Annotated in this window: 14 protein-coding genes; 9 read left to right on the top strand and 5 right to left on the bottom strand. The window is 68.7% G+C overall.

Annotation, left to right across the window (positions count from 1 at the left end; all coding sequences use genetic code 11):
- The first annotated feature begins 19 nt into the window (after positions 1 to 19).
- Positions 20 to 1,450, top strand: a complete 1,431-nt coding sequence (locus tag HNV26_RS01605) for a hypothetical protein (RefSeq protein WP_171442677.1) — start codon at positions 20 to 22, stop codon at positions 1,448 to 1,450.
- Between the two features lie 12 nt (positions 1,451 to 1,462).
- On the opposite strand, the gene HNV26_RS01600 is transcribed toward HNV26_RS01605, so the two are convergent.
- Positions 1,463 to 2,383, bottom strand: coding sequence for an RluA family pseudouridine synthase (locus HNV26_RS01600; RefSeq protein WP_171442704.1), 921 nt, complete (start codon positions 2,381 to 2,383; stop codon positions 1,463 to 1,465).
- Between the two features lie 134 nt (positions 2,384 to 2,517).
- Between HNV26_RS01600 and HNV26_RS01595 the strand changes: the two genes are divergently transcribed.
- Positions 2,518 to 3,438: a serine/threonine-protein kinase gene (locus HNV26_RS01595; RefSeq protein WP_171442678.1), complete on the top strand. Its 921-nt coding sequence runs from the start codon at positions 2,518 to 2,520 to the stop codon at positions 3,436 to 3,438.
- An 11-nt stretch (positions 3,439 to 3,449) separates the two neighbouring features.
- Here the strand turns inward: HNV26_RS01595 and HNV26_RS01590 are convergent, their stop codons facing one another.
- Positions 3,450 to 3,818 (bottom strand): hypothetical protein, encoded by a 369-nt coding sequence (locus HNV26_RS01590; RefSeq protein WP_141591150.1) that lies wholly within the window; start codon positions 3,816 to 3,818, stop codon positions 3,450 to 3,452.
- A 173-nt stretch (positions 3,819 to 3,991) separates the two neighbouring features.
- Here HNV26_RS01590 and HNV26_RS01585 point away from each other — a divergent pair, with 173 nt between their 5' ends.
- Positions 3,992 to 5,041 (top strand): serine hydrolase domain-containing protein, encoded by a 1,050-nt coding sequence (locus HNV26_RS01585; RefSeq protein ID WP_253816081.1) that lies wholly within the window; start codon positions 3,992 to 3,994, stop codon positions 5,039 to 5,041.
- 79 nt (positions 5,042 to 5,120) lie between these two features.
- Here the strand turns inward: HNV26_RS01585 and HNV26_RS01580 are convergent, their stop codons facing one another.
- Positions 5,121 to 5,483, bottom strand: a complete 363-nt coding sequence (locus tag HNV26_RS01580) for a DoxX family protein (RefSeq protein WP_171442705.1) — start codon at positions 5,481 to 5,483, stop codon at positions 5,121 to 5,123.
- A 235-nt stretch (positions 5,484 to 5,718) separates the two neighbouring features.
- Between HNV26_RS01580 and HNV26_RS01575 the strand changes: the two genes are divergently transcribed.
- The 3 genes from HNV26_RS01575 to HNV26_RS01565 all read left to right on the top strand — a co-directional run bounded on the left by HNV26_RS01575 (position 5,719) and on the right by HNV26_RS01565 (position 8,563).
- Entirely contained in the window at positions 5,719 to 6,357 is a 639-nt protein-coding gene (locus HNV26_RS01575) for a hypothetical protein (protein WP_171442680.1), read from the top strand.
- A gap of 203 nt (positions 6,358 to 6,560) precedes the next feature.
- A complete protein-coding gene (locus HNV26_RS01570) occupies positions 6,561 to 7,487 on the top strand; it encodes a lipase family alpha/beta hydrolase (protein WP_171442681.1) in 927 nt (308 codons plus the stop codon).
- A 23-nt stretch (positions 7,488 to 7,510) separates the two neighbouring features.
- Entirely contained in the window at positions 7,511 to 8,563 is a 1,053-nt protein-coding gene (locus HNV26_RS01565) for a lipase secretion chaperone (protein WP_171442682.1), read from the top strand.
- Positions 8,564 to 8,579: 16 nt separating this feature from the next.
- Here HNV26_RS01565 and HNV26_RS01560 read toward each other — a convergent pair whose 3' ends face one another.
- The gene (locus tag HNV26_RS01560; protein ID WP_171442683.1) at positions 8,580 to 8,978 is read right to left on the bottom strand and encodes a GFA family protein; all 399 of its coding nucleotides are present in this window, start codon (positions 8,976 to 8,978) and stop codon (positions 8,580 to 8,582) included.
- Positions 8,979 to 9,031: 53 nt separating this feature from the next.
- A complete protein-coding gene (locus HNV26_RS01555) occupies positions 9,032 to 9,481 on the bottom strand; it encodes a hypothetical protein (protein ID WP_253816079.1) in 450 nt (149 codons plus the stop codon).
- Between the two features lie 490 nt (positions 9,482 to 9,971).
- On the opposite strand from HNV26_RS01555, the gene HNV26_RS01550 reads away from it, so the two are divergent.
- The 3 genes from HNV26_RS01550 (at position 9,972) to HNV26_RS01540 (ending at position 11,870) form a co-directional block, all read left to right on the top strand.
- A complete protein-coding gene (locus HNV26_RS01550) occupies positions 9,972 to 10,433 on the top strand; it encodes a YaiI/YqxD family protein (RefSeq protein WP_171442685.1) in 462 nt (153 codons plus the stop codon).
- 71 nt (positions 10,434 to 10,504) lie between these two features.
- A complete protein-coding gene (locus HNV26_RS01545; protein WP_171442686.1) occupies positions 10,505 to 10,984 on the top strand; it encodes a VOC family protein in 480 nt (159 codons plus the stop codon).
- Positions 10,985 to 11,261: 277 nt separating this feature from the next.
- Entirely contained in the window at positions 11,262 to 11,870 is a 609-nt protein-coding gene (locus HNV26_RS01540; RefSeq protein ID WP_171442687.1) for a 2,3-bisphosphoglycerate-dependent phosphoglycerate mutase, read from the top strand.
- Positions 11,871 to 12,023: the final 153 nt, after the last annotated feature.

Genomic DNA, 12,023 nt, shown 5'->3' with positions numbered 1-12,023 from the left:
GGGCTATGTCGGCGTGCCCATGACGTCCTCGCTCCTCGCCGCCTCGCTCATCATCGCTCTGGGACAGAGCCCGGAGCCAGTCTCCACGGAGCCCGCTGCGCCAGAAGGCTCCTTCCTCCAGACGCGCCTGTCCTTCCTCGCGGGAGACACCGACTTCGGCGCCCCTGATGCCACCACGCGGTTCCACGTCGCGCTGGACGCGCGCACGGCGGAGCTGGCGTCCGGCCTGCGCGCCGAAGCAGGGCTGTCGCTGTTCATCAATCCGGTCGCCGTCTCCGGCACCATTCTTCAGGACAACGCCAGCTTCTTCGGCCTCCGGTACCGGCCTTCCTCCTGGGCGCCCGATGAGCGCCTGGCATTGACGGTGTTCCCGGTGAGCGCCACCCGGCTGCACATGGGCTACGAGAACCCGGTGGCATGGGCACGCATCTCGTCCATGACACGCTCGGGAGATGACGGCGAACCCGCCGTGGAGCTGCGCCTGTCGCGGCGGAGATGGGATGCCTTCGTCGCCGCCAAGCTCCCCAGCATGCAGAACGGCGTGACCCAGGATTTGGAGCGGCGCCTCATGCTCCTGGTGGGTGCAGGGGTGAACCTCTCCCCGGCCTTCCGGGTGGAAGCCAGGGCCGCGAACCTCGACCTGGGCCCCGGGAGCTTGCCCTACATCGTGGGCTCGGAGGGCGACATCTATACGCGCGGCGTGTCCGGGCGAGTGATGTGGCGCCATGGCGTCCCCGTCGGAGCGAACGTCGACCTGGCGCTCTACGAGGGAGACCCGACCTTCTTCGAGCGTTTCTTCGCCCCCGACGTCTATCCCGGTGGCTTTGGAGCCCACGTCGCACTGGAAGGGAGCTACGTCTCCCAGCAGCTCATCGACAGTGAGTCGCCCGTGCCAGGTGCCATGCGAAAGCAAGCAGCGCACGCCGCGGCGCTGGTGACTCGCTTCAAGTGGGACCAGCTCCGGCTTCACGCGCTCGCGTACTACAGGACGCCCTCGTTCATGGTGCTTTCGTACCCGGGCTTCTTCCCGACGGGAAGCGCCCTGTTCGAACAGATGGAGGCGCTGGCTGAGCTGTCCGCGACGGTCGGGGCGGATTACTTCTTCCAAGACTGGGGGCTCACGCCCGGCTTCCTCGTCCGCGTCACCGCCCCGGCCACACTGAAGTCGATGGTTTCCATGCCGATGTGGCCGCGCATCAACCCCCTCATCATTCGGGGCACCACCTTGTATTCCTATTTGCCGGAGGGTGAAGACCGGAGCCCCATCCTCACCGCGAAGGCCACCGCCCGGTGGGACCTGGGCGAGGTCGCAGGTGTCCTGGCCGAGCTCTTCTACACACGCGATCCGAACCAGACCACCTACGCGGATGGCGACACGGGCGCAGCGGTGGTCGTCTGGGATTCGCCGGACATCGTGGGCGGCAACCTGTTGCTCCAGGTGCGCTTCTAAGGATGACCGCGCTCACCCACCACGCAGCACCGTGAGCGCTCGCTGGAAGTCCTCGGGCAATGGCGCCTCGACGCGGACAAGCTGGCCCGTAGCGGGGCTCGGCAGCGCCAATGTGAAGGCATGCAGCGCCTGCCGGCCCAACGCCCGCGCCGCGGCATGCGCGCGTGCCTCCGGCGGACCGTAGAGTGAATCCGCCAGCACGGGGAACCCGGCCTCGGAGAGCTGAACGCGAACCTGGTGCGTGCGGCCCGTGTCCAGGTCGACCTCCAGCAACGCTGCATCCGCGAAGCGCTCGCGAACCTCGAAGGAGAGCGCCGCGCGACGCGCGGAGGGCACGCGGGTGGTGAAGCGCCGAGGGTCCGCCGGATCTCTGGAATAGGGCCCCTCCAGACGTCCCCGCGCGGGCGGCTGTCCCAGCACCAGCGTCCAGTAACGCTTGTCCACGCGCTTCTCCTGGAAGGAGCGCAGAAGCGCGGCGGCGGCCGTGTCCGTGCGTGGGAAGGCCAGACAGCCACTCGTCTCCCGGTCCAGGCGGTGCACCACCCCTGGCTGGGCCAGGCCCTCCACATCGAAGGGCGACCGCTGCGCGGCGAGCAACCCCACCACGGAGGCCGCACGCCCCTCCGGCTCCACCACGATACCCGGAGGCTTGTTCACGATGACCAGGGCCGCATCGTCATGAAGCACTGGCAGCACCGGCCCCTCAGAAGCGGCCATCGGCGCGGCGCGAGGCTCGGGCCTTTCGAGCTCAATCTCCTCGCCGCCCCACAGCTTGCGCGTGGGCTGGCACTTCTTGCCCCGGATGCGAACCGCGCCCGAATCAATCAGGGCCCGGGCCCGCTCCAGATTGAGGCCTGGGACCTGCTTCGACAGGAAGCGGTCGAGCCGCTCACCGGCGGCCTCACGAGGAACCTGGACCTTCTGCTGTGCCATGCGCTTCCCGTCCCTCAACGCGGGGGGCGAGTCAACGGCCTTGGGCACCGTCCCCGCCACGCCACACGGGAGCATCGCTTGCGGACGGCGAGGACGGCCCGGAAGATGGCGGAGAATCGCCCCGGCCCGGCCCCTTGAACCCGACCTGCCCCACATGTCATACGCCCCACCCTGGTGCCGAGGCAGGTCCGCGACGCACCTGCGCCGCCTGCGCCTGCGGTGCGGACCTCACGCCCGGCGCGCAGACGCGAAGCACACCGCAGGAGCCGGACCTCACGGGTGAATCCCTGGCGGGCTTCCAGCTGAACTCCCGCCTGGGCACCGACGCCACCGGCTGGCTGTACGCAGCGGAAGGCCATGTGGGCCCATGCGTGGTGAAGGTGATGTCTTCCTCGGTGACAGCGGATGCGGAGGCGCGAGCGCGCTTCCACCAGGAGGCGGAGGCCCTGCGGAGCCTGCGCCACCCAAGCATCGTCCGTGTCCTGGCGGTGGGCGAGGAGCGCGGCCACTGCTGGTACGCCCTGGAGCCCGTGATTGCGCCCGACCTGAAGACCAGACTGGACCGGGTGAACGCACTGCCCTTCCAAGAGGTGGAGCGGCTGGCGCTGCGGCTGCTCGATGCGCTCGGCGCCGCGCACGACACAGGGCTTGTCCACGGCGATGTGCGGCCCCAGAACGTCCTGCTCGCGACAGACGGCGCGATGCTGACGAACTTCAGCCTGTCGCTCGTGCCGCCCGGTGCCCATGGCTACCAGGCCCCCGAGCAACGACAGTGGGGCCGCGCAGTCCCGCAGTCGGACCTGCATGCGCTGGGGCGCGTCCTGCACGAGGCGCTCACGGGAGGACTGCCAGAGACGCAGCCACTCCCCCAGGGCGTGCCCCGGCACCTGCGCCGGTTGCTGAAAAGCCTGCTCTCGGAGGCCATCCAGGACCGCCCCGACAGCGCCATCTCCGCGAGGCGACTGCTGACCCAGCGGGCGCCGCTGGGCCCTTTGGCCGTGGGCGTCGCGGCGCTGCTGGCGATGCTGATGTTCCTGCTGCTGCGCGCGGCGTGAGCGCCTCCCGCTCAGAGGCCCTGAAGCTGGACGCCAGACATGCGGTGCTTGGGCTTGCGGCGGATGAAGCGGTTCGCATCGCCGCGCCGGTAGCAGGTGATGAGGCGCTCCTCGTCATTGAGCAGGACAATCCACCCTCGCGCCTGCCGTGCCACATCCAGGCTCCGCCAGGCCCAAGGCAGCTCCCGCTCCAGCACCGTGACGTGCGTCATGCCCGTCGCCCGGGTCCGGATGCCAAACTCCAGGATGAAGTCGAGCACATCGTCACGAAGCTGCCGAAGCGAGCTGCGCTCGACGAAGTGACGCGTGGCGGAAAACCCAGGGGAAACGGGCGGACGGCAAACGGGCATGGCGTGGACCTCCTGTTGCCAGGAAGCCATTACACATGCCGTTCCAACGCTTCATTCCCAAGATTCCGCGCACTTGGTCGGCTCCGGCGCGGCGGGCGAATGACATTCCGTCAATTCCCAGGCAGGCGTGTGACAGCAAGGCGCGGACGCTCCGACGCCGGCCCTCCCTGGCCGCTCCGGACACATGGTGTAGAAGGCCCGCCATGCGTTCCGTGCCGAAGCCGCCCCCCGGTGAATTGCTCCATGATGCCACCCGCGCCTACGTGCGCGGATATCGCACGGCGTCCCTGTGCGCCGGCATCACCCTGGGAGGCGTGCATCACGTCGAAGTGCTGCGGAGCAAGGGCGCGCCGCCCTCTGAGAACACCCTCTTCGCGCTGGGCGAGCTGACCCCGGTCTTCACGGGGGCCCTCCTCGCGTTGCTCGTGGACCAGGGCAAGGCACGGCTCGACATACCCCTGTCCGAGGTGATTCCCCGGTCGCTGCTCGCGCACGCCACGGCGGGCCGCATCACCCTGGAGCAGCTGGCGACACACACCTCGGGAATGCCCCACCTGCCTCCCAACCTGGAGCAGGACGCCCAGACGATGGAGGACCCTTTCGGCCATTACGACGCGAGACACTTCGGAGAGTTCCTCCAAACCTATCAGCCGGAATGGCCGCCGCCGCGCCGCTATGCGCCCTCCATCCTGGGGATGGGTGTGCTGGGCCACGCCCTCTCCCGGCGCGCGGGGCTCAACTACGGACACGCGTTGCGGGACCTGCTCTTCAAGCCCCTGGGCATGGCCGACACCACGCTGCGCCTGTCCGAGGAGCAGGAGCCGCGCCTGACGCCCGGCCACACGGCGCGAGGCAAACCCGTCCCCCAATGGACCTTCCCCGCACTGCCGGGAGCTGGCGCCGCCTACGCCACCGCTCCGGACCTGCTCCGCTTCCTCGATGCGAACCTCGGCCGGGGCGACGCGGGCGTCGTGCGTGCCCTGCAGATGACCCATGTGCCGCGCGCGGAGGCGAACCCTGGGAAGATGGGGCTCGGGTGGAGCGTGACGCAGGTGCGCGGTCAGCCGGTGGTGTGGCGCGCCTCCGTCATCCGGGGCTACACCGGCTTCATGGGCTTCGCCGCCGGGGCGGATGCGGGCGTGGTGCTGCTGGCGAACCATGGCTGGTCCTTCTTCTCCGCGCTCCGTGGGCGCATCCCCCTGCAAGCCCCAGGGCTCGAGCTGCTCTCCCGCCTCCTCCCGTCGGAGGCATAGGTTCGGCGCCCGATGCCGGGGTGAGTCCGCCACACGCGATTGCCTTTCCTGGCTCCGGGAGAGGAGCCGTGGCGCGTGCTCAGGGCGAGCGGCGCAGGGGCAGCAAGGCCCGGAGACGCGCGTCCCGCAGAAAGAGGCCCGCCCAGGCGAAAACGCCCACCAGGATGGGGGCGATAAACGGCTCGGACAGACGCACGTGCGTCGAGGTGGCGCCACCGAGGTAGCCCGTGACGAGGATGGCGCCCAAGACGGCCGTCTGTGGCACCGCGTAGAGCACCATGCAGACGAGCTCGGCAATTCCAATGGCCAGCAACACCGAGCCAGGGTAGCCAGACTTCTCGATTCCCTGGATGGCTTCGGGTGACTGCCCCAGCTTCATCGACGCGCTGAAGGCGAGCGTGGCGACGACGAGTCCGGTGAACATGCGTCCCAGCCAGAGCATCCATCCCCTGGCGGCAGGGGCGGACTGCGTGGAGGCCGGAGAGACGGCGGAGGAAGTGCTCGACATGAGAGAGACGCCCTAGGTGGAAGTGGGACCTGGAAGCCTCTCAGTTCTAACGACCCCACACACTTCTCCACAAGGGATGAGGCGCGACAAACAAGCCCATTCGGGGAAGGCTGCGCTGTTGACGGAGAGGTTGGCCACGCGCTCCAATGGCCGTCACGGGGGTCGTTCCATGACGTTGCTGAACGAATTGCGCCAGCGCATTGACGCACGCTTTCCGCTCACCGCCTATGCGGACCCAGCGCCACGCGCATTCCAACCCGCCGCCCTGCTGGCGTTCGCCACCCGGGTGACGGATGCCTATGCAGCCGACGCCCGGCACCTTGATGAGGGATGCAGCGGCTCCTGGCGAGCCCTGCTGGCTCACGCCTTCGACGTCTACGAAGCCGTCCGGCCCTGCCTGTCCATCCGCTATTCGACGCGCACCGTCTACTCAGGCCCGGAGGACATCGTCGCGGACCTGGAGCGGGGGCAGCTCGAAATCAACACCGAGCACTGCGAGCATCCCTTGTGGACGCCGGAGGAGAACTGCGTCTTCCGCATCGTCCATGACGTGATTCCCCATGCCATGTACGCGCGGCCCTTCTCGTTGGAGGGAGAAGTGCTCGCCTTCCATGACCACGTCCGCCGGGCCCCCGCGGAGGCGAAGCTGGCGCTGTTCACGGAAATCTTCGGCTACGCCGCCATCCGCTACTCCACCGGCGTGTATCCCGAAACGCAGAAGTGCATTGTCTTCCCGGAGCTGCTCGCGGACTACGAAGCGCGCTTCCTCCCGCCCGCGGGCAATCCCGCCACGCAGCCCGGGGCGTAAGCCCTTCGAACGTCAGCGCCGGCTCCGCGCAACGCACTGCGCTGCGAATCCTTGACGCAACACAGCAAGGACATGCGACAGCTGGGCTCACCCGGTTTGCTGATAATGCGGGAGGCGCCTTGATTCTGTTCTGTGATTGGCCTACGCGTTGATTCGCGGGTCAATCCGCAGTGGACCCGTCCCCCGAACAGGAGCCCCTCCTCATGCGAAACGCTGTCCGGACACTGGTTCTGGCTGTCGCGGCACTTGGCTTGTGGGCGCAACCCGCGCTCGCGAATACCCAAACGCAGACCCGCTATCCCATCGTGCTGGCGCATGGCATGGCGGGCTTCGACTCACTGTTTGGCGTCTACGACTACTTCTACGGCATCGGCTCCGACCTGCGCGCGGGCGGGGCGACGGTGTACGTGACGAGCGTTCCGCAGTTCAACACCACGGAGCAGCGAGGCGAGGCGCTGCTGGCGCAGGTGAAGGACATCGTCGCGCGCTCGGGCAAGGGCAAGGTGAACCTCATTGGCCACAGCCACGGCGGCCTGGACGTGCGCTACGTGGCGGCGGTGCGCCCGGACCTGGTGGCGTCCGTGACGACGGTGGGCTCTCCGCACAAGGGCGCGGACCTGGCGGACCACCTGCGCGCCAACCTCCGGGACGGCTCCTTCACGGAGAGCGTGCTGGCCTACTTCGCCAACAGCCTGGGCACCGTCCTGGGGCTGCTGTCGGGGAAGACGAACCCGCAGGACGCCATTGGCGCGCTGGCGGCGCTCAGCAGGTCCGGCACGGCGGCGTTCAACCAGAAGTACCCGGCGGGCATCCCCTCCACCAGCTGTGGCCAGGGCGCCGCGACAGGCACGCAGGGCCAGCGCTACTACTCCTGGTCCGGCACGGACCCATTCACCAACCTGTTCGACGCGTCCGACTACCCGATGAAGCTGAGCTCGTTCTTCTACAGCGAGGCGAACGACGGCCTGGTCGGCAAGTGCAGCTCGCACTTCGGCACGGTGCTGCGTGACAACTACGACATGAACCACCTGGACGAGGTGAACCAGGTGCTGGGCCTCACCGCCTTCTTCACCAACCCGAAGACGGTGTTCCGCAACCATGCCAACCGCTTGAAGGGGCTCGGCCTCTAGACGGCCGCGCGCGAAGGACCGCCATGAAGAACCGCGCCGTCATTCCCGTAGCCGCGCTGTGCGCCCTGCTGGGTGCGGGCGTGTTCTCATGGTGGAAGGCCCGGGCGACGCCTACGCCGCCCGGGCCCGCTGTCTCCGCGGTCCCACCGCCGATGCCCACCGCGCCGCGCGTGGGTACACCGGCGCCGCGTCGTGCGGTGCCCGGCGCGTCGCCCGCGGACACCCCGTCCGCCGCACCCGCCCTGCCCCCCATGCCGGGCTCGCTCCAGGACACGGAGGAGGATGGCTCGGCGCAGGTGGATGCGTCGGGTCACCTGGTGGTGTCGGCGGACCTGCGCCGCCTGTTCGACTACTACCTTTCCGCGATGGGCGAGGAAGGGCTTCCCGTCATCCGCGAGCGCATCCTCGCCTCGCTGCGGGCCAGGAATCTGCCAGCCGCGGCGATGGAGGAAGCCGTGCGCGTGCTGGATGACTACCTGGCGTATCGCGACGCGGCACGAACCTTCGCGGCGAACCAACGGGGCGCGGTGCTGGACGTGGGCGCGCGGCTGGAGTCCCTGCGCGAGCTGCGCCGCGAGCACCTGGGCCCCTGGGCGGAGGGACTCTTCGGTGACGAGGAGCGGGTGGACGCGGTGTCAGTGGAGCGGATGAAGCTCCAGCAGGACACCACGCTGTCGCCCGAGGAGCGCGAGCGCCGCATCGCCGCGCTGGATGAACAACTCCCCGTGGAATACCGCGCCAGCCGCGATGAGGCGCTGCGGCCCCTGCGGCAGCAAGCGGTGGAGCGGGAGTTGGTGGAATCCGGTGCGTCGGCCGAGGACCTGCGCCAGCACCGGCTGGCCACCGTGGGCGCGGAGGCCACCGAGCGACTGGAGGCCATGGACCGCGAGGAGGCCGAGTGGAAGCGGCGGCTGGCGGAGTTCCGTTCCCGCCGGGAGGCGCTGGGCCAGTCCGAGCCGAACCCCGCCGCGCGTCAGGCCGCCGTGCAGCGGCTGCTGTTCGACGCCTTCACCCCGGAGGAGCGCTTGCGGGTGGAGGCCCTGGACGCCATCGACGCGGCGGCCGGAGCCCCCTGAACCTCACCGCGACGGGTCACTTCCCAGGGAAGGTGTCGTACTCCACGAGGCCCGGAGTGATGTCGTAGTAGTCCCCCTTGCTGCCCAGGTAGATGTGCGCCTTCTCGCGGATGCCGGTGGGCGACTCCAACGTCCCGGCGCAAATCGACATCTTCGCGGAAGGCGCTTCATCGAACAGCACGCTGGAACCGCACTCGACGCAGAAGCCGCGCCGCACCGTGGGCGAGACGGTGTGCCATTTGAGGCCGTGCGCCTCCGTGAGCCGGAAGCCATCCCGGTCCACGGCCGTGTAGGCCCCGACGTGCCCATGCCATTTTCGGCACTTCGAGCAATGGCAGTACGTCACTGCCGTCAACGGCGCGCTCACCTCATACCGCACCGCTCCGCAAAAGCAGCCACCCGTGTTCTTGTTCATGTGCTCACCCTACAACACACACCACGAGCGAGTGCGCGATTCATGAGCAGGGTTCAATCGTCATCATCATCGTCTTCGTAGTCCCCGCCCAAGAAGCCAGCGGCTCGCTCCGGCGATGGCACGTTGAAGGTGCAGGTCAGCTCACTGCCATCCCTGTAACGATAGACATAGCGGCCCGCGGCCAGGTCATCATTCACCGCGTCCAGGGTCACCGAGCCCGCCACCGGCGCGCCCGTCGTTTCGGGATAGCCCGTCGTCGAGTGTGTCGCCACGCTGGCGAGCCAGTCCACCACCAGCGAGTCCGTAGCCGGCACCAGCCGCTGCCCGTCCTCGTTGGTCAACGCCACCGTCGCCGGCCCGCCGCTGACGACAGCCCCATTCACGAGCCGGATGTCCACGCCGAACCTCGTCATGCCCACGGCGCCCCTGGGCTCGTAGCGCAGAACAATCCAGGTGCCGTGCTGCCCATTCCCGCCGGAGCCATTGCGGATCCACCGGGACATTTCTCCATCAATGGGCCATTTCACACGGGTGCCCAGGAGAGTGCCTTGGCATTCCCCGGTGGCTTCGGTACCGCAAGCAGTGGTGAGCAGGGCGATGGCAATGATTGGAATGACGACACGCATTGAAAATAGAGGCATGGGCGTCATCATAGATGCGACCACCCGTCCTTCCACAAAGCCCCCGGCCGACGCCTTCCATCCTGAACAACACATTGCGTCTTGACGCCCCAAAGGGATTACCTCTCACGGCTTGTCCCCGTCCCCGGGCCGTTCGTCCCCACCGGCGTCCAAGGCATCCCTGTCGCCCAGTTTGGAGACGCTGTCACAGGGAGAGAACCTGCTGGTCCTGGACACCGACAGAACAGCCGTACGCACCGGGTGCAGCCACCGCGCCCGCCTGGAGTCCGCGCTGGGCCTTGGGCCGGAAGGTACGGGCGCTCGGCGCGCCGTGGGTGAGTCCGCGCGCGGTTCCTGAGATAGTCGCGTCCGTATGAAAATCTGGGTCGATGCCGATGCCTGCCCGGGCCCCGTCCGGGACATCATCCTGCGTGCTGGTCAGCGCGTGAAGGTCCACACCGTCTTCGTGGCCAACCACGCGCTCTCCCTGCCCCGGCTGGCCTACGTCTCCAGCGTGCAGGTGGGCGCGGGCCTCGACGTCGCCGACCGACACATCGCCCAGCAGGCGCAGCCGGGGGACCTGGCCATCACCCAGGACATTCCGCTCGCCGCGCTGCTCGTGCCCAAGGGCGTCGTGGTGCTGGACCCGCGCGGAGAGGTCTTCACCGAGGAGAACGTCGCCGAGCGGCTCTCCGTCCGGAACTTCATGCAGGAGCTCCGGGAGAGCGGCGTGATGACCGGAGGCCCGGACGGCTACTCGGCACAGGACCGGCAGCAGTTCGCAGGCGCCCTGGACCGCGAACTGACCCGGCTAGCGAAAACGGAGCCTAAGTAGAATTCGTCCAATCCCTCCGAGCGCGGCGGAGGCATCCTCCTGGCATCCACACCCACCCAGAAAGATACTCTATGAACGACAAGAACCCGTCCTCCTCCGCCACGACGCTCCCCGAGGGCCCCCGCCTCTCCCTGGCCCTGGTGACGAAGGACGCGCCCGCCGCGCTCGACTTCTACACACGGGCCTTCGGCGCACAGGAGAAGTACCGGCTCACCGAGCCGAGCGGGCGCGTGGGCCACGCGGAGATGGACCTGGGCGGTGTGACGCTGATGCTCGCGGACGAATACCCGGAGTACGACATCCTGGGCCCCCAGAGCCGCGGGGGCACGACGTGCTCGCTGAACCTCCGGGTGGATGACGTGGACGCCGCCGCCCAGCGTGCCATCGACGCGGGCGCAACCCTGGAGCGCCCCATCCAGGACGAGTTCTACGGCGAACGCTCGGCGCACCTGAGAGATCCATTCGGCCATCGCTGGGCCCTCAACGCCCGCATCGAGAACGTGTCCCCCGAGGAGATGCAGCGCCGCTTCACGCGGATGCTCCAGGGCTGAGGCTCCGGCCTCCCTCCCCAGCGCCCAGGTCCGCCCGCCGCAGCCCCGGCACTCGGGCCCGTACCGCCAGGTACACGTCCACGCCCCCCAGCGTCCGCACCCAGCCCGTCGCGGCGACCACCTCTTCCAGGCCCCCGTGATGGGCCCCGGCTCCACCAGGGGCACCGCACGAGAAGCAGCCTGAACGGAGCGCGAGACTGTGGAGCCTGGAACGCCTGGCCCCGGGTGGACACGTCCCCCCCTGGCCGCCCCCGGGCTTCGGGATTACCTGGAGGCCATGCCTACCCTCGTCCTGGTCCGACACGGTCAGTCGCTGTGGAATCAAGAGAACCGCTTCACCGGCCTCGTCGACGTCCCCCTCACCGACCAGGGGCGCCAGGAGGCCCGGCGCGCGGCGGAGGCGCTGAAAGGGATGAAGTTCGACGTCGCCTATACGTCAGCGCTCATCCGGGCGCAGGAGACGCTGTCCATCCTCCTGGACGCGTTGGGACAGCAGGTCCCCACCATCCGGGACGCCGCCCTCAACGAGCGCAACTACGGCGACCTGCAGGGGCTCAACAAGGCGGACGCCGCGAAGCGCTGGGGGGACGCGCAAATCAAGGAGTGGCGCCGCTCCTTCGACGTGCCGCCCCCCAACGGCGAGTCCCTGGCGATGACAGCGGAGCGCGTGTTGCCGTTCTATGAGCGGGCCATCACCGGGGACCTGCGCCTGGGGAAGAACGTGCTGGTGGTGGCCCACGGCAACTCCAACCGTTCCCTGGTGATGCGGCTGGACAACCTCACGGGGGAGCAGGTGGTGGGGCTGGAGCTGGCCACCGGGGTGCCGCTCGTCTACGAAATGTCGCCGGACGGCGAGGTGCAGTCCAAGCGCACCGCGCTTCCCTGACTCAGGTAAAGACACAGGGGGGCTACCCATCCCCCGGGAGTCATGGGATACGCACGGCGGCGCGAGGACGGCCCAGGCCGCTCCAGGGGGAACTTCCGTGGTCCGGAGGCAGGCTGCACGCCCTACCGCGTCCGGTTGAATGTAACCGGCCCC

It is taken from the genome of Myxococcus xanthus, assembly GCF_013116825.1.
GTDB lineage: Bacteria > Myxococcota > Myxococcia > Myxococcales > Myxococcaceae > Myxococcus > Myxococcus xanthus_B.
This window is presented reverse-complemented; position numbering and strand designations above follow the sequence as displayed.